Source organism: Streptomyces sp. NPDC045967, from assembly GCF_056430495.1.
In genome coordinates this window covers 1-16,408 of record NZ_JBWKLE010000018.1, presented here as the reverse complement: position 1 = coordinate 16,408, position 16,408 = coordinate 1, and the positions used below count along the sequence as shown (strand labels likewise).

Below are 16,408 nucleotides of genomic sequence, written 5' to 3'. Positions count from 1 at the left end.
CCGCCCGGACAGCAGAATCCGTTCATGGAGCCCACCACACTCACGACCGCCCGCCTGGACCTGCGGCCCTTCGCCCCCTCCGACGAGGACGAGGTGTACGCCGCCTGCCAGGACCCCGACATCCAGCGCTGGACGCTCGTCCCCTCTCCCTACCGGCAGGAGCACGCGCACGGCTTCGTGAACGAGGTGGTACCGGCCGGGTGGCGCGAGGACACCGCGTACGCCTTTGCCGTACGCCTGGGGGCCGGGGGCCCGCTCGTCGCCGCCGTCGGCGTCCACGTGCACGGGAGCGACGCCTACGAGATCGGCTACTGGGCCGTCAAGGAGCACCGGGGCCGGGGCTACATGACCGAGGCCGTGGAGGCCGCGGCCCGCTGGGCCTTCACCGAGGTCGGCGCCGTACGCCTGGAGTGGCGGGCCGAGGCCGGCAACACCGGCTCCCGCACCGTCGCGGAGAAGGTCGGCTTCCGCTTCGAGGGCGTGCTGCGGGCCGGCGTGCAGCGGGCCGGCACCGCGCGCGACTGCTGGATCGGCGGCCTGCTCCCCTCCGACCTGGGCCTGGCCCCCGCCCTGCCCTACCTGGCCGCCGGTGTCAGTGGCGCCTCCTAGGCTGCGGACCATGACGAGCCTGCCGCAACCGACGCTGTCCCTGTCCGCCGACGAGGCCCGCCGGATCGCCCTGCGCGCACAGGGCTTCCTCGGCGTGCCCGACCGGCGCGGCGGGGTCCGCGGCGTGCTGCGCCACCTGGGCGCCGTCCAGCTGGACACGATCTCGGTCCTGGCCCGCTCGCACGAACTGATCCCTTACGCCCGCCTCGGCGCGGTGGGCCGGGACACCGTGGAGCGGGCGTACTGGTCGGACCGGCACGCCTTCGAGTACTGGTCCCACGCTGCCTGCATCCTGCCCGTCGAGGAATGGCCGCATTTCGCCTTCCGCCGCCGGGCCCGGCGGGCGCGCGGACACCGCTGGCACGTCCTGGAGGACAAGGACCGCTCGACGCGGGCGGTGCTGGACCGCCTCCGGGCCGACGGCCCGCTGACCTCCACCGAACTGGGCGGCGCCAAGAACGGCGGCGAGTGGTTCGACTGGTCCGAGACCAAGATCGCCGTGGAGTGGCTGCTCGACACCGGCGAGGTCGTGTGCGGCCAACGCCGGGGCTGGAAGCGGGTCTACGACCTGCCCGAGCGCGCCGTGCCCGACGCGCTGCTCCACGACGACCTGGACGACGACACGTGCCTGCGCCGCCTGGTGGCCCTGGCCGGGCGGTCCCTGGGCGTGGGGACCCGCGCGGACATCGCGGACTACCACCGCCTCAAGGGGGAGCAGGTCGACGCGGTGATCGCGGACTCCGGGCTGGTCCCCGTCTCCGTGCAGGGCTGGGGGAAGCAGGCGTGGGCGGATCCGGCGGCACTCGCGACACCGCCCCGGGGCCGCCACCGCACCACGCTGCTCTCGCCCTTCGACTCCCTGGTGTGGGACCGCCCCCGCACGGAGCGGATCTTCGGGTTCACGCACCGCCTGGAGGCCTACGTGCCCAAGCCGAAGCGGATCCACGGGTACTTCGCGATGCCTCTGCTGGCGGGCGGCCGCCTCCAGGGCCGCGTCGACCCGGCCCGCGAGGGCCGGACCCTGGTGGCCCGGCAGCTCTCCCTGGAGACTCCCGGGGCGGCCCCGGCCATGGCGGAGGCGCTGTGGGAGGCCGCCCGGTGGGTGGGGTGCGAGGAGGTGCGCGTCGAGCGCGCCGCCACCGCGCGGGAGGTGGAGGCGGTCCGGGCGGAGCTCACGGCACGGCGCCCGTGACGGCCCGGCCGGCGGGCGAGCGGCAGGCCGAGCCGGGGCGCCGGCGGCCGAGCCGGTCACAGCACTAGGTCCTGTCGTCAAAGTGGCGCCGGTCAGGCCCGCGGCGTCCGGTGCCGTGCATCGCAAGGCGGAGGGGCGCCCGTGTACTGGACGTACTCGGGCGCCCCGACAACGCGGCGAGGTGCGGTGCCGGGCGTCGCGGGCCAGGCGCGACTTTGACGACAGGGCCTAGCGGATCTCCAGGATCTTCTCGCGCATCGCGTAGACCACGGCCTCCATCCGGGAGTGCAGTTGCAGCTTCTCCAGGATGTTGCGGACGTGGTTCTTCACGGTGTTCTCCGAGATGAACAACTCCTTGGCGATGTCCCGGTTGTTCATGCCGGTGGCCACCAGCTTCAGGACTTCCAGCTCCCGGTCCGTCAGCCTCGGCGCGGGCACCAGCCGCCGCTCGTCGGTCCGCTGGATCATCGACTTGAACTCGGTGAGCAGCTTCGACGCCATCGACGGGCTGATCTGCGACTGGCCGTCCGCCACCGCCCGGATCGCCGTCGCGACCTCGTCCGTGGAGATCTCCTTCAGCAGGTATCCGGTGGCGCCCGCCTTGATCGCGTCGTAGAGGTCCGCCTCCTCGTCGCTGATCGTCAGCATGATGATCTTCGCGGAGGGTGCCACCTCCTTGATCGAGGTGCACGCCTCGATCCCGCCGCGCCGGGGCATCCGCACGTCCATCAGCACGATGTCCGGCAGCAGGTCGGCCGCCTTGTCCACGGCCTCCGCGCCGTCCCCGGCCTCGCCGACGACCTGGATGTCCTCCTCCTGCGCGAGGACGATCTCCAGCCCCCGCCGGAACAGGGCGTGGTCGTCGACCACGAGGACCCGGATGGGTTCCCCCGCCGGCGACCCGGTGGGCGCGCCCGACGGGTCCGCCTCCCGGCAGCCCGCACCGTCGTCACCGCGTACCGGTCCGAAGCTGTCCGCCATCGTTCCTCCCCCTGCATGTGCCGAGCTGCCGGGCCAACCGGACCGGCCGCGCCGCCGGTTGACTGACCGCCATGATTCCATGCCCGCGGCACGCCGCGGGGGCCCGCCGCCTGCGGCCCGGCGCATACGCGCCACACACAAAGCCCCCGCGGGACGCCGAAGCGTCCCGCGGGGGCGGCGCGGCACAGTGCGGCGACTGCTCAGCCGCCGAGTGCGCCCCCGGCACCACCGCGCGGCTCCTCCGAGCTGGAGGCGCCGTCGGGATTGACGTGGATCACGCCGTAGTCGTAGGCGTGACGCCGGTAGACGACACTGGGCAGCTTCGTCTCGGAGTCGACGAACAGGTAGAAGTCGTGGCCGACCAGTTCCATCTCGTACAGGGCCTGGTCGAGCGACATGGGTCCCGCCGAGTGCGTCTTCTCGCGGACGATGAGCGGGCCCTCGCCCTGCACCTCGAGGGAACCGATCCGGGTGACCGGAACTCCGTTCGCCTGCTCCTCGGTGAAGGGCTCGCCGTTCGCGTTCAGCTGGGCGGCGTCCGGCACGACGTCGGCGACCTCCGCCGCCGGGATCCGGCCCGCGCCCCTGCGGGTGTAGCGCTTGTCGTGCTGCTTGCGCAGCCGGGCCTCGAGCTTGTCCTGAGCCAGGTCCAGCGCCGCGTACGGGTCGGCCGCGGCGGCCTCGGCACGGATCACCGGACCCCGCGAATGCAGAGTGATCTCCACACGGTCGGAACGGTCGGCCTGGCGCGGGTTGTGCTCCTTCGACACCTCGACATCCAAGCTGATCACCTTGGCGTCGAGCCTCTGGATCCGCTCCGGATTCAGCTTCTCGGCCACGTGCTTGCGGAACCGGTCGGGCACTTCGGTCTTACGGCCCTTGACGACGATGTCCACGCAGAACTCCGTTCCCGGATAGCTCCGCCCGACGGGGCGAAGCGTCTCCCTTTCGCACCAGGCTCCGGTGAAGGCCGGAGCCTCGGACTTGGCGACTTCCACCTCCTCCCCCATCGGCGGGATCTTCACCCCACCGACTTCGGAGTCGAGCGACGGCGACGCGCGGGGCCCAAGGATCGCCAGTCCTCACAACCGAACATATCCCTCTATGCCGGTTGTCGGCACCCGCTACCGGAACGTACTTCCGTCCCGACGGCCATACACTCTTACTACCTGCAACGATGGACCTTCCCCCGGGGTTCCAAATCTATTCACCGGTTTCTTGGTCTGTCCGGGTCGCGGCCACCACCGCCGCCCGCTGCGGGGCCCCTTCTCCCAGGCCGGCCGCCCGCATCGCCCGGGCCGCCTCCGCCAGCGTCGCCCCCGTGGTGACCAGATCGTCCACGAGTACGATCCCGGACCCGTCCGTCAGCCTGGCCCCGCCCGGGCACACCTCCAGCGCCCCCGCGAGGTTCTCCCGGCGCTGCCGGGCCCCGAGCCCCGCCTGGTCGGCGACCGCCCGCCGCAACCGCAGGACGGGCGCCACGCGCGCGGGCACCCCCGCCCGCCGCAGCCGTCCCGCCGCGGCCAGCGCGATCCTGCGCGCGGGATCGTGCCCGCGGGCCCTGACCTGCCGCCGCGCGGAAGGGACGGGCACCAGCGCCACCTCGCGCCCCCGCCCTCCTGCCTCCGCTCCCCCCGCATCCCCCGCTCCCCCCGGCCGGCCACCCGCCTCCGCCAGCGCCGCGCGCACCGACACCGCGAGCGCGGCACCGAGCGCCTCCGCCAGCGGCAGCGCCCCGCGCTCCTTGTGCGCCAGCAGCACGGCCCGTACCGGTCCCTCGTAGCCGGCGGACGCGTACACCGGCGGGAGCCCCGCCGGCCGCGGGAAGAGCCGTGCACGCGCCGCCCCGGCTCCGCCCAGCGCCTCCCGGCAGCCGGCGCACAGCAGCACCCGCGCGGCCCCGCAGCCCGCGCAGTCCACCGGCAGGACCAGGCCGGCGAGCTCCTGCCACCACCCCCGCATGGCTCCACGCTGCCCGGTCCCGCCGCGGCCCGCCACCCCTGTGGACAACGCCGCGCCACCGGACCCCGGGCCGACCCGGACCGACCCCGGCCGGCCGAGATCACCCCGGATCAGCCCGGGTCACCCCGGATCAACCCAGGTCACCCCGGGTACACCGGCGCCCGTCCGCCCTCTGCCACCGTCCGCCACTGCGCCCCCGGCGGCAGCCACACGATGCCGTCCTCCGAGAACCCCACCACCGGCTTCGGCTTCGACTCGTCCTCCGACGCCGCCACCGCGACCGCGGTCAGCCCGGTCGCCCCGGGCAGGCTCGCCGCGACCACCGACCCGTCGGCCAGCATGTAGCGGGCCTGTACGACCCCGCCGTTCTCCCGGCCCACCACCAGCAGCCGGCCGCGCGGCGCCCAGCTCATCGCCGTCACGTCCACCATCTGCGGCGCCGCCGGGCGCAGCTCGCGCACCGACACCGCCGACACGTCCCCCGCGGCGTCGGGCCGTTCGATCCGCCCCACCCACAGGTTCTTGCGCTCGCCCTTCTCCACGAGCAGCGCGATGCGCGCCCCGTCGGAGGACGCCTTCAGCGAGGTGATCCGCCCGTCGAGGCCCGCCACCTGCACCTTCTCGGGGGTTCCGGTGCCGTCCGGCACCCGCCACAGTCCCGGGTGCTGCGGGTCCTGGTCGACGACCCACAGGTCGCCCGCCGCGTCCCAGCTGGGCGCGGTCAGCGTGTTCGACTTGGCGCCCTTGCCGATCGGTACCGGCTGCGGCATGGGCCCGGTCCCGGTCAGCGGGACGACGTACAGCCCGTGCCCGTCCTCGGAGACCACGGCCGCCCGCCGCTCGTCGTACGACACGGCAGCGGAGCGGACCTTGAACCCGGGGGGCGTCGACAGCGGCCCCGGCACCGGTTCGGAGCGGGGCTGCTGGTCCTCGCCGGTCACGTCCAGCTTCATCCGGACCAGCCGGTTCTGGTCGTCCACGTAGTACTGGTAGTCGGGCGTCCGGGGCCGGTTGGCGATCACGGCCGCCGTCACCTCGGTCACCGAGCACAGCGAGGAGGACTTCCCGTCGGAGCGCAGCAGTTCGACGCGGTCCAGCCGGGAGGCCGTCAGCTCCTTGACGGTGTAGAGGAGTTGGGTCGCCATCTTCTGGCACTGCGGCGACGCGACGTTGTCCGCCTTGTCGTTCAGCGGCACCCGCAGCGTGTTCTGGCCGTCGTAGGAGAGGGACTTGGTGCCCGACCGCAGTTCCGTCCCGGTGGGGAAGCTGGACTCGACGACCGGCGCGAGCCACCGGGAGGGGCCCGCCAGCAGCGACTGCACGGTCTGCGTCGTGGGGTCCATCCGCGAGTCCGGGTCGCTGCGCTGGCGCACGTAGACGGGATCGGCCACCAGGTTGCCGCCCGCGAAGTAGTACTTGTTGACCGGCATGTATATGCGCTGGAAGTCCGATTCGCTGAGCACGAGGCTGCTCGGCGGGCTGGAGATCCGCCACTGCTTGTCCTCCTGGACCAGCTGGAGGAACTCGGTGTAGTCGCCGCTCTCCGGCTGGTAGGCGCTGCGCTCGTCGACGGTCGCGAGCTTCTTGCCGGCCACCTTCCACCGGGGCCCGTCGGGGTCCTTCTCGGTGCGGACGGGGAACCGGTCGAGGCCGGCCGAGAGCACGGTGACGGCCGCGCCGGGCCGCCAGGTCTTCGCGGCCTCCTCGGTGAGGTACTTGCGGGCGGTCTCCAGCTGCGGATCGTCGCTGGTCATCGCCTCCAGGAAACCGTCGACGATCTCACCCGCGCTGGCCTTGTCGGCGGGCGGTACGCCGAACACCCGGACCTGGGAGTCGACGCCCTGCGACGCCTGCACCCGGCGGATCTCGCCGTGGTCGGGCATCGAGGCGCACCCGGCCAGCAGCAGCGCGGCCGCACCGAGCGCGCAGGCGCGCAGGGACCGCGCCCGCCTGCCGAGCGGCGTGCGCGGCCGGCTGCCGCGCCTTCCCGCGGGCTCCCTCCCCGGCACTGCTCCCTCAGCGTCCGTCGGCATCCGCATCGGCATCCGTTCGTTCCTCCTGTGGTCCCTGCTCGGCGGGCCGGGCCACGACCCTGGCGCCGCTGCCCGGCAGGGCCGTCGGGTCGGCGGGTACGGACTGCCCCGATGCCACCGCCGGCCGCGGCGGTATCGGCGACCGGTCCCCCGCGTCCGCGGCCGGAAGCCGGTCCGCCGCGACGCCCGCGGCCTCGGCCGCGGCCCTGGCGCGGTTGGCCCGGGAGTCCTCGGGTTCCAGCGGGATGGGCGAGCCCCGCAGCGGCTCGTCCGCGGTGCGCGGCAGGGTCAGGCGGAACTGCGAGCCGCCGCCGGGCTCGCCCCACGCCTGCAGCCAGCCGCCGTGCAGCCGGGCGTCCTCGACGGCGATGGACAGGCCCAGGCCCGTGCCGCCGGTGGTGCGCGCCCGCGCCGGGTCGGCGCGCCAGAAGCGGTTGAAGACGCGGGTGGCCTCGCCGGGCTTGAGCCCGACGCCGTAGTCCCGTACGGCGACCGCGACGGCCCCGCCCGCGGACGCCAGCCGGACCACGACGTCGCGCCCCTCGCCGTGCTCCACGGCGTTGACGACGAGGTTGCGCAGCACCCGCTCCACCCGCCGGGCGTCGGCCTCGGCGATGACCGGCTGGGTGTCGCCGAGCACCCGGATCCGGCTGCCCTTGTGCTCCGCGAGCGGCTCGGCTCCGTCGATGACGCGGCGTACGACGTCCCGCAGGTCGATGGGCTCCGCCTCCAGGGCGGCCGCGCCCGCGTCGAACCGGCTGATCTCCAGCAGGTCGGACAGCAGCGACTCGAACCGGTCGAGCTGCCCGGCGAGCAGCTCGGCGGAGCGGGCCGTGACCGGGTCGAAGTCCACCCGGGCGTCGTGGATGACGTCCGCGGCCATCCGTACGGTCGTCAGCGGGGTGCGCAGCTCGTGCGAGACGTCCGAGACGAACCGGCGCTGCATCCGCGACAGGTCCTCCAGCTGCTGGATCTTGTTCTGGAGGTTCTGGGCCATCTTGTTGAAGGCTTCGCCCAGCCGCGCGATGTCGTCCTCACCGGTGACCTTCATGCGCTCCTGCAGCCGCCCGGCCGACAGCCGCTCGGCGATCCCCGCGGCCATCCGGACGGGGGTGACGATCTGCCGGACCACGAGCCAGGCGATGGCGCTGAGCAGCGCCACGACGAACAGTCCGGCGGTGGCGATGGTGCTCTTGACCAGGTTGAGGGACTCCTCCTCCTGGGTGAGCGGGAAGAGGTAGTAGAGGTCGTACGGGTCGCCGTTGATGTCGGTGAGCCGCTTGCCCACGACCAGCGCGGGCTCGGGCGCCTTCTCGCCGGCCCCGGTGGTGTACCGGATCTCGGAGAAGGTCTTGAAGGTGCCCGCCGAGTGGTTGACGGCCCGGCGCAGCTGCACGGGCACGCTCGCGGTCGGATCCACGTTGCCCGAGGCGCGGGCGCCCTTGACGCCCTGGGTGCCGGGCAGGACCTGCTCACCGGTGCCGGCGCCGAGCGCGACCACCTCGAAGGCGGTCTGGCCGCCACTGGCCAGCTGTTTGACCAGCGAGTTCATCCAGGTACTGGCGTCCAGTCCGACCTTGTTGTCCGCGGCGTCGGGCCCGTCCACGGTCGCCGGGGTGTTGGCCTTCTCCTGGGCGACCGCGAACCCGCCCGCCGCCTGGCTCTGCGCCGCCTCCTCCTTGGCGTCCAGCAGGCCCTTGCTGACCTGGGCGATCACCACGAAGCCGAGCGCGAGGACGACGGCGAGCGACATCAGCAGGGTGGCGGCGACCACCCGGAGCTGCATGTTGCGCCGCCACAGCCGGACGGCCGGGAGCAGCGGCCGGCGTCCGAGGCGTACGCACAGGCGCAGCACGGAGGCACCGGGCGCACCCTCCTGGAGCAGCCGCCCGGGTCGCAGGCCCTCCCAGCGCGAGCCGCCCCGGCCCGTGCCGGACTGCACCTCAGCTGGGTCCGGCCTTGTAGCCGACACCGCGCACCGTCACGACGATCTCGGGGCGCTCGGGGTCCTTCTCGACCTTCGAGCGCAGGCGCTGCACGTGGACGTTGACCAGGCGGGTGTCCGCGGCGTGCCGGTAGCCCCAGACCTGCTCCAGCAGCACCTCGCGGGTGAAGACCTGCCAGGGCTTGCGCGCCAGGGCGACCAGCAGGTCGAACTCCAGCGGGGTCAGCGCGATCGAGGCGCCGTCCCGCTTGACCGAGTGCCCGGCCACGTCGATGACGAGGTCACCGATGGCCAGCTGCTCGGGGGCGGGCTCCTCCGACCGGCGCAGGCGGGCCCGGATGCGGGCGACCAACTCCTTCGGTTTGAACGGCTTCACGATGTAGTCGTCGGCGCCGGACTCCAGGCCCACCACGACGTCGACCGTGTCGCTCTTGGCGGTGAGCATCACGATCGGCACCCCGGACTCGGCCCGGATCAGCCTGCAGACCTCTATGCCGTCCCGTCCGGGCAGCATGAGGTCGAGCAGCACCAGGTCCGGCTTCGCCTCCCGGAAGGCAGCAAGTGCCTTGTCACCGTCCGCTACGAACGACGGCTCAAAACCTTCTCCACGCAGCACAATGCCGAGCATCTCGGCCAGCGCGGTGTCGTCGTCGACGACAAGGACGCGTCCCTTCATGGTTGACATCATCCCATTAGCCAATCGTTACCAGGCGGTGAGCTGTCCCACAGCCAAAAGGGCTGGAAATCGCCCCTCGGACCTGCGTGGACAGCAGGTCCACCAGTCTCCCCCGGATCCGGGTGACAATGGACCGTACGGGCTGCCGATGATCCGGGGGGATCGCTGGTCCGTTCGTGTGACCCACGTGGCACGATGGCAGCGTCCAGCGCCCCCCGCCGCAGCAGGTGCACGTGAAGGAGCGACGATGAACGACTCGCCGGGCTGGGCTACGCCCGGACCCTCTTCCCCTGAGGGCGAGCGACCCGGGGCGCCCGCCGACCGCCCGGTCTCCGGCGATCCGAAGTGGTCGGCCGAGCAGCCGCCGCCGGGCCAGTGGACCAGCCCCGCGGGCGGCCAGAACCCGCCCCCGCAGGGACCGCCCCAGCAGCCTCAGCAGCCTCAGCAGCCGCAGCAGGGCCAGGGCTGGGGAGGCCAGGGCGGCCCGTACGGCTCCCAGGGCCCGTACGGCGGCCAGTACGGCGGTTACCCGGGCGGGCCCGGCCAGTGGGGCGCGCCCCCGGCCGCCAAGCCCGGCGTGATCCCGCTGCGCCCCCTCGGCCTCGGCGAGATCCTCGACGGCGCCGTTGCCACGATGCGCACGCACTGGCGCACGATCCTGCCGATCACGCTGGTGGTCGCCACGGTGGTGCAGGTCCTCAGCTTGCTCACCCAGAAGTTCGCGATGGCGGACCTCGCCGTCTCGCCGGAGCCCGGCGGGAACCTCGACGAGGCCGTCAACGACGTCGTCGCCGCCCTGGGGGCCCTGGTGGCGGTCGGCTTCATCGCCGCCCTCGGCGGCATCGTGGCCACCGCGATGCTGACGATGATCTACAGCCGTGCCGTCCTCGGCACCACCTCCACCATCTCCGCCGCCTGGCGCGAGGCCCGTCCGCAGCTGCTGCGCCTTTTCGGCCTCACATTCCTCCTGGGCATCGGCGCGATCGTGCTGTTCGCGGTCCTGCTGCTGCCCGGCCTGCTGACCGAGAACGTGGGCCTGGCCGTCGTGGGCGTGTTCGCCATGATCCCGCTGTTCACCTGGCTGTGGATCAAGTTCAGTCTGGCCTCGCCCGCGCTGATGCTGGAGAAGAGCACCGTCTTCAAGGCCCTCGGCCGCTCCTCCAAGCTCGTCCAGGGCACCTGGTGGCGCATCTTCGGCATCACCGCGCTCACCCAGATCATCACCGGCATCGTTTCGGCGATCATCGTCTGGCCGCTCACCATCGTCGGCGTGGCCGCCTTCGGCGGCGGCCTGAGCGGGATGGAGGACGGCACCGCCTCCACCGCGTGGGGAGCGCTCGTCCTCTCCGGCATCGGCTCGATCATCGCCCAGACCATCGTGATGCCGATCCTGGCCGGCGTCACCGTCCTCCTCTACGTCGACCAGCGCATCCGCCGCGAAGGGCTCGACCTGGAGCTCGCCCGGGCGGCCGGCATCGAGAACTACGGCACGACCGGAGGCTGACCACCCATGATGAGCACGGGGGGCCTCATCACGCGCGCCACGGCTCTCCTGCCGGGCGCCGAGACACCACCGGTCACGACACCGCGCGAAGCCGCCCAGGAGGCTGCCGAGCGCGAACTGTCCAAGCCGATGTACCACGAGAACGACCCGGGGCTGCTGGACCGCGCCCTGCGCACGTTCCTCGACTGGATCGACGACCTGTTCGGCGCCGCCTCCGGGGCGACCCCCGGGGGCACGCTGGGCCTCCTCGTGATCGTCCTCCTGGTCGCCCTGGCCGCCGCCGCCCTGTGGTGGCGGCTCGGCACCCCCGCGCATACCGCCGCCGGCGCGGGCGTCCTGTTCGGCGACGGCATCCGCAGCGCCGCCGACCACCGCACGGCCGCCGACGCGCACGCCGCCGCCGGCCGCTGGACCGAGGCCGTACAGGAACGCATGCGCGCCGTCGTCCGCTCCCTGGAGGAGCGCACCCTGCTCGACCCGCGCCCGGGCCGCACCGCCGACGAGGCCGCCGCCGAAGCCGCCGCGTCGCTCCCCGACCATGCCGCGGACCTGCGTGCGGCCGCCCGCACCTTCGACGACGTCACCTACGGCGGCCGCTCCGCCGACGCCGACACCTACGCCCGCCTGCGCACCCTCGACCTGACCCTGGACCGCGCCAAGCCCCTCCTGACGGGACCCGCCGCATGACCCCCCCAGGCCCCGAAGGCACCGCAGACACCCCCACCTCCCCCGAGGACCCCCGCACCCCGACCCCCACCCCGAACGACTCCGCACAGGCCGACCCCGCCCCCCGCGACCCCCGCACGCCCACGCACACCCCGGCCCGCTCCTCCCAGGACCACCCCGCCAACGCAGACCCCCGCACGGCGGCGACCCCCACCCCCAACCACTCCGCACAGGCCCACCCCGCCCCCCGGGACCCCCGCGCGCCCGCGCACACCCCCGAGGGCCACCCCACCGCCGCGAACCCCCACACGGCCACGCCCGCCCCGAACCACTCCACACAGCCGCACCCCGCGCGCCGCGCCTCCTCCACGCCCGCGCACACCCCGGCCCGCTTCCCCCAGGACGACCCCGGCCGCACGGCCGCCCCGGCCCCGGCCCACTCCCCCGAGCACGCCGCCCGAACCGCCGCCGCCGGCCCCGCACCGCGCCCCGCGACGCCCGGCGATACGCTCCCGCCCGGCCCCGCCGGGGCCCCCGGCCCCGCCGCGCCGGACAGCACCCAGGGGTCCGGCACCCCGCAGGGGTCCGGCACCGCCCGCACCCCCGACCGGGCCCGGCTGGTCCGCCGGGCGCGGCGGGTCCTGGCCTTCGTCGCCGTGCTCGCCGCAGGCGCCACCGCGCTCGCCGTCCTGAACTCCGGCACCCGCCACGGCTTCCTCGACCCGCGCTCCGCCGACCCCTACGGCAGCCGTGCCGTCGCCGAACTCCTCGGCGACCGCGGCGTCACCACCCGCGTCGTCACCACCGCCCGCGAGGCCGCCGGCGCCGCCGGACCGGGCACCACCCTGCTGATCACCGAACCCGACCGCCTCAGCGCGGACCGGCGCGACCTGATCCGCTCGGCCATGGACCTCTCCGGCGGCCGCACCGTCCTCCTCGCCCCGGGCACCCCCAGCCTCCCCGGCCTGGCCCCCGGCGTCGCCGCCCGCAGCGCAACCGGCGCGGACACCCTCGCCCCGGCCTGCGCCCTGCCCGCCGCCGAATCCGCCGGCCGCGCCGCCACCGGCGACGACCTCCGCTACACCACCGACCTGCCCCGGGCCACCGCCTGCTACCCCAGCGACGGCGACGCCACCCTCCTCGTACTCCCCGCCGGCACCGGCGGCGACACCGTCCTCCTCGGCTCCGCCACGCTCCTCCTCAACGAGAACCTCGCCGAGGAAGGCAACGCCTCCCTCGCCCTGCACCTCCTCGGCTCCCGCCCGGAACTCGTCTGGTACATGCCGTCCCCCGCGGACTCCGACCCCGCCGCCGACGGCGCCGCCGAGGACAAGGGCCTCCTCGACCTGATCCCGGCCGGCTGGTCCTGGGCCCTGCTCCAGCTCTTCGTCGCCGCGGCCCTCGCCGCCCTCTGGCGGGCCCGCCGACTCGGCCCCCTCGTCACCGAGAGACTGCCCGTCGCCATCCGCGCCTCCGAGGCCACCGAGGGCCGCGCCCGGCTCTACCGCAAGGCCGGGGCCCGCGACCGCGCCTCCACCGTGCTGCGCGCCGCCGCCCGCGAACGCCTCGCCGCCCTCACCGGCGTACCGGCCGCACAGGCCCACGACCCCCTGGCCCTGATCCCCGCCGTCTCCTCCCGCCTCGCCGGCAACGGCCGGGACGTGACCGCCACCCTCTTCGGTCCCACCCCTTCCGACGACGCGGCACTCGTCGCGCTCGCCGACCACCTCGACGCCCTCGAAAGAGAGGTCCGTACGTCATGACGTACCCGGCCACCGAGTCCGCCGCCGCGGACAGCGCCCGCGCTTCCCTCGAAGCGCTCCGCACCGAGATCGGCAAGGCCGTGGTCGGTCAGGACTCCGCCGTCACCGGCCTCGTCGTCGCTCTCCTGTGCCGCGGCCACGTACTCCTCGAAGGAGTCCCCGGCGTCGCCAAGACCCTCCTCGTGCGAGCCCTCGCCGCATCCCTCGAACTCGACACCAAGCGCGTCCAGTTCACCCCGGACCTGATGCCGAGCGACGTCACCGGCTCCCTGGTCTACGACGCCCGCACCGCCGAGTTCTCCTTCCAGAACGGCCCGGTCTTCACCAACCTCCTCCTCGCCGACGAGATCAACCGGACCCCGCCCAAGACGCAGTCCTCCCTCCTGGAGGCGATGGAGGAACGCCAGGTCACCGTCGACGGCACGCCCCGCCCGCTCCCCGAGCCCTTCCTCGTCGCCGCCACCATGAACCCCCTCGAGTACGAGGGCACCTACCCCCTGCCGGAAGCCCAACTGGACCGCTTCCTCCTCAAGCTCACCGTCCCGCTGCCCTCCCGCGCGGACGAGATCGGTGTCCTGACCCGGCACGCCGCCGGCTTCAACCCCCGGGACCTGCACGCCGCCGGCATCCGCCCGGTCGCCGGCCCGGCCCAGCTCGAGGCCGCCCGCGAGGCCGTCGCCAAGGTCTCCGTCTCCCCCGAGATCGCCGGCTACGTCGTCGACATCTGCCGCGCCACCCGGGAATCGCCCTCGCTCACCCTCGGCGTCTCCCCGCGCGGCGCGACCGCCCTGCTGGCCACCGCCCGCGCCTGGGCATGGCTCACCGGCCGTGACTACGTCACTCCCGACGACGTCAAGGCCCTGGCCCTGCCGACCCTGCGGCACCGCGTCCAGCTGCGCCCCGAAGCCGAGATGGAGGGCGTCACGGCCGACGCCGTCATCACCGCGATCCTCTCCCACGTCCCCGTCCCGCGGTAATGGCCCTCACCGGACGCACCGCCCTGCTGGCGGCCCTCGGCAGCATCCCCGTCGGCATCCTCGAACCGAGCTGGACGGGGATGCTCGCCGTCAACGGCCCGCTGGCCCTGGCCTGCGCCGTCGACTTCACCCTGGCGGCGCCCGTCCGCACGCTGCGCCTGACCCGTTCCGGCGACACCTCGGTCCGCCTCGGTGAACCGGCCGAGGTCCACCTCACCGTCACCAACCCCGGCGGCCGGCGCCTGCGGGCCCACGTCCGCGACGCCTGGCCTCCGAGCAGCTGGATCCCCGGCACCGAGACGGCCGCCTCGCGCCACCGGCTGGACGTCCCGGCCGGCGAACGCCGCCGCCTGACGACCCGCCTGCTGCCCACCCGGCGCGGCGACCGCCAGGCCGACCGCGTCACGATCCGCTCGTACGGGCCGCTCGGCCTGTGGGCCCGCCAGGGCTCGCACACCCTGCCCTGGACGGTGCGCGTCCTGCCGCCCTTCACCAGCCGCAAGCACCTCCCGTCCCGCCTGGCCCGCCTGCGGGAACTGGACGGCCGGACGAGCGTCCTCACGCGCGGCGAAGGCACCGAGTTCGACAGCCTCCGCGACTACGTGCCCGGGGACGACACCCGTTCCATCGACTGGCGGGCCACCGCCCGCCAGCACAAGGTCGCCGTCCGCACCTGGCGCCCCGAACGCGACCGGCACATCCTGATCTGCCTGGACACGGGCCGCACCTCCGCGGGCCGCGTCGCCGACGCCCCCCGCCTGGACTCCGCGATGGACGCCGCCCTGCTCCTCGCCGCCCTGGCCACCCGCGCCGGAGACCGCGTGGACCTCCTCGCCCACGACCGCCGCCCCCGCGCTCAGGTCCAGGGCCGCCCGGCCGCCGACGTCCTGCCGTCCTTCGTGAACGCGATGGCACCCCTGGAACCGGAACTGGTCGAGACCGACTCGCGCACCCTGGTCTCCACCATCCTGCGCAACGCCCCGCGCCGCTCCCTGGTGGTGCTGCTGACGAGCCTGGACGCGGCCGCCGTCGAAGAGGGCCTGCTGCCCCTCCTCCCCCGCCTCACCCAGCGCCACACGGTCGTGCTGGCCTCCGTGGCCGACCCGCACGTGGCGGAGATGACGACCTCCCGGGGCACCCCGGAAGCGGTCTACGAGGCCGCCGCCGGCGCCCAGTCCCAGGCCCAGCGCCGCCGCACGGCCGACCAACTGACCCGCCACGGCGTCCACGTGGTCGACGCCACCCCGGACACCCTGGCCCCCGCCCTCGCCGACGCCTACCTCGCCCTCAAAGCCGCCGGCCGCCTCTGAGCTTGTTCTTCATCTTCTGAGGACTGGGACGGTCCCTGGCAGGTCGAGTTCCCCGGAACGATCGATGCCACGGGTGCACCCGAGCCCAACGAACATGCCCAGGCGCTCAGCGGCGAGCTGCTGTACTGGGTCACCTTTGACGCGCCGCAGTACGACAGCGACGGAGACGGTCCCTATCGCAAGGCCCAGATCTGGGGCCGATATCTGAGGAACGAGCCGGAGCCCGCAGAGTAGGGATGCCGCAGGTCATGCCGCCGCGCCCGAATCGTCCGTCGAACCAGGTCGGACGAGTGTCTGACGCTCGGCGCGACGAGCTGTTCGAGACGGCGTCCGCTCGTCGCCGCGGGCCGGTGGCAGACCGGGAATCCGCATGCCGGGATCGTCAGCGACGCGGGGTACGACATCACCCGCATGGCCTGGGTCCTGCGTGACCTGCCGGTCCAGCTGGTCGGCCGGGTCCGCTCCAACCGCGTGATGCGTCTGCCGAAACCGCCGAGGATGCATGGCGTCAACGGCAGGCCGCCCAAGCACGGCCCGGAATGCCGCTTCACCAAGCCGGAAACCCGGCCCGAGCCCGCAATCACCACGGTCACGGACACGACCATCTAGGGCAAGGCCGAGGCAAGGCGTGGACCCGGGTTTCCGAGGCCGAACGCAGAAAAGCCCCGCACCGGACCCTGGAGGGTCTGGTGCGAGGCTTCCCGCAATGATTGTTCGGCGGCGTCCTACTCTCCCACAGGGTCCCCCCTGCAGTACCATCGGCGCTGAAAGGCTTAGCTTCCGGGTTCGG

The 16,408-nt window shown here is 73.9% G+C and carries 14 protein-coding genes and 1 rRNA gene; 8 read left to right on the top strand and 7 right to left on the bottom strand.

The window, feature by feature from the left end; translation table 11 throughout:
• Window positions 1-24 precede the first annotated feature (24 nt).
• Together AC07FY_RS26540 and AC07FY_RS26535 are read left to right on the top strand one after the other, a co-directional pair.
• The gene (locus AC07FY_RS26540; protein WP_479010759.1) at window positions 25-609 is read left to right on the top strand and encodes a GNAT family N-acetyltransferase; all 585 of its coding nucleotides are present in this window, start codon (window positions 25-27) and stop codon (window positions 607-609) included.
• A gap of 10 nt (window positions 610-619) precedes the next feature.
• The gene (locus AC07FY_RS26535) at window positions 620-1,801 is read left to right on the top strand and encodes a winged helix-turn-helix domain-containing protein (protein WP_479010756.1); all 1,182 of its coding nucleotides are present in this window, start codon (window positions 620-622) and stop codon (window positions 1,799-1,801) included.
• Window positions 1,802-2,029: 228 nt separating this feature from the next.
• Here AC07FY_RS26535 and AC07FY_RS26530 read toward each other — a convergent pair whose 3' ends face one another.
• From AC07FY_RS26530 to mtrA, 6 genes are all read right to left on the bottom strand, one after another.
• On the bottom strand, window positions 2,030-2,782 hold the full coding sequence (locus tag AC07FY_RS26530; RefSeq protein WP_479010753.1) for a response regulator: 753 nt from the start codon (window positions 2,780-2,782) through the stop codon (window positions 2,030-2,032).
• A gap of 200 nt (window positions 2,783-2,982) precedes the next feature.
• Entirely contained in the window at window positions 2,983-3,678 is a 696-nt protein-coding gene (hpf, locus tag AC07FY_RS26525) for a ribosome hibernation-promoting factor, HPF/YfiA family (RefSeq protein ID WP_479011020.1), read from the bottom strand.
• Between the two features lie 307 nt (window positions 3,679-3,985).
• Window positions 3,986-4,744 (bottom strand): ComF family protein, encoded by a 759-nt coding sequence (locus AC07FY_RS26520; RefSeq protein ID WP_479010750.1) that lies wholly within the window; start codon window positions 4,742-4,744, stop codon window positions 3,986-3,988.
• 140 nt (window positions 4,745-4,884) lie between these two features.
• Window positions 4,885-6,777 carry an LpqB family beta-propeller domain-containing protein gene (locus AC07FY_RS26515; RefSeq protein ID WP_479010747.1) on the bottom strand — a complete coding sequence of 631 codons (1,893 nt, stop codon included), beginning with the start codon at window positions 6,775-6,777 and terminating at the stop codon, window positions 4,885-4,887.
• Window positions 6,761-8,719 carry an MtrAB system histidine kinase MtrB gene (mtrB, locus tag AC07FY_RS26510; RefSeq protein ID WP_479010744.1) on the bottom strand — a complete coding sequence of 653 codons (1,959 nt, stop codon included), beginning with the start codon at window positions 8,717-8,719 and terminating at the stop codon, window positions 6,761-6,763. The genes AC07FY_RS26515 and mtrB overlap by 17 nt, the downstream gene beginning before the upstream one ends.
• A gap of 1 nt (window position 8,720) precedes the next feature.
• Window positions 8,721-9,410 carry a two-component system response regulator MtrA gene (gene mtrA / locus AC07FY_RS26505; protein ID WP_189747360.1) on the bottom strand — a complete coding sequence of 230 codons (690 nt, stop codon included), beginning with the start codon at window positions 9,408-9,410 and terminating at the stop codon, window positions 8,721-8,723.
• Between the two features lie 235 nt (window positions 9,411-9,645).
• Between mtrA and AC07FY_RS26500 the strand changes: the two genes are divergently transcribed.
• The 6 genes from AC07FY_RS26500 to AC07FY_RS26475 all read left to right on the top strand — a co-directional run bounded on the left by AC07FY_RS26500 (window position 9,646) and on the right by AC07FY_RS26475 (window position 16,227).
• The gene (locus tag AC07FY_RS26500; protein WP_479010741.1) at window positions 9,646-10,902 is read left to right on the top strand and encodes a hypothetical protein; all 1,257 of its coding nucleotides are present in this window, start codon (window positions 9,646-9,648) and stop codon (window positions 10,900-10,902) included.
• Window positions 10,903-10,908: 6 nt separating this feature from the next.
• Window positions 10,909-11,589 (top strand): DUF4129 domain-containing protein, encoded by a 681-nt coding sequence (locus tag AC07FY_RS26495; protein ID WP_479010738.1) that lies wholly within the window; start codon window positions 10,909-10,911, stop codon window positions 11,587-11,589.
• Complete coding sequence (locus AC07FY_RS26490) at window positions 11,586-13,331, top strand: DUF4350 domain-containing protein (RefSeq protein ID WP_479010735.1); 1,746 nt, start codon at window positions 11,586-11,588, stop codon at window positions 13,329-13,331. The genes AC07FY_RS26495 and AC07FY_RS26490 overlap by 4 nt, the downstream gene beginning before the upstream one ends.
• The gene (locus tag AC07FY_RS26485; protein WP_443299230.1) at window positions 13,328-14,308 is read left to right on the top strand and encodes an AAA family ATPase; all 981 of its coding nucleotides are present in this window, start codon (window positions 13,328-13,330) and stop codon (window positions 14,306-14,308) included. Before AC07FY_RS26490 ends, AC07FY_RS26485 begins: the two co-directional genes overlap by 4 nt.
• Window positions 14,308-15,618: a DUF58 domain-containing protein gene (locus AC07FY_RS26480; RefSeq protein ID WP_479010731.1), complete on the top strand. Its 1,311-nt coding sequence runs from the start codon at window positions 14,308-14,310 to the stop codon at window positions 15,616-15,618. Before AC07FY_RS26485 ends, AC07FY_RS26480 begins: the two co-directional genes overlap by 1 nt.
• A 264-nt stretch (window positions 15,619-15,882) precedes the next feature.
• Complete coding sequence (locus tag AC07FY_RS26475; protein ID WP_479011017.1) at window positions 15,883-16,227, top strand: transposase; 345 nt, start codon at window positions 15,883-15,885, stop codon at window positions 16,225-16,227.
• A 103-nt stretch (window positions 16,228-16,330) separates the two neighbouring features.
• On the opposite strand, the gene rrf is transcribed toward AC07FY_RS26475, so the two are convergent.
• Window positions 16,331-16,408: ribosomal RNA gene (rrf, locus tag AC07FY_RS26470) — 5S ribosomal RNA — on the bottom strand; the annotation flags it as partial.

Coding starts and splice junctions, on each gene's coding strand:
- AC07FY_RS26490 (WP_479010735.1), top strand. CDS start 11,586: ATGACCCCCCCAGGCCCCGAAGGCACCGCAGACACCCCCACCTCCCCC.
- AC07FY_RS26520 (WP_479010750.1), bottom strand. CDS start 4,744: ATGCGGGGGTGGTGGCAGGAGCTCGCCGGCCTGGTCCTGCCGGTGGAC.
- AC07FY_RS26515 (WP_479010747.1), bottom strand. CDS start 6,777: ATGCCGACGGACGCTGAGGGAGCAGTGCCGGGGAGGGAGCCCGCGGGA.
- AC07FY_RS26535 (WP_479010756.1), top strand. CDS start 620: ATGACGAGCCTGCCGCAACCGACGCTGTCCCTGTCCGCCGACGAGGCC.
- mtrA (WP_189747360.1), bottom strand. CDS start 9,410: ATGATGTCAACCATGAAGGGACGCGTCCTTGTCGTCGACGACGACACC.
- AC07FY_RS26485 (WP_443299230.1), top strand. CDS start 13,328: ATGACGTACCCGGCCACCGAGTCCGCCGCCGCGGACAGCGCCCGCGCT.
- AC07FY_RS26495 (WP_479010738.1), top strand. CDS start 10,909: ATGATGAGCACGGGGGGCCTCATCACGCGCGCCACGGCTCTCCTGCCG.
- AC07FY_RS26500 (WP_479010741.1), top strand. CDS start 9,646: ATGAACGACTCGCCGGGCTGGGCTACGCCCGGACCCTCTTCCCCTGAG.
- AC07FY_RS26540 (WP_479010759.1), top strand. CDS start 25: ATGGAGCCCACCACACTCACGACCGCCCGCCTGGACCTGCGGCCCTTC.
- AC07FY_RS26480 (WP_479010731.1), top strand. CDS start 14,308: ATGGCCCTCACCGGACGCACCGCCCTGCTGGCGGCCCTCGGCAGCATC.
- AC07FY_RS26530 (WP_479010753.1), bottom strand. CDS start 2,782: ATGGCGGACAGCTTCGGACCGGTACGCGGTGACGACGGTGCGGGCTGC.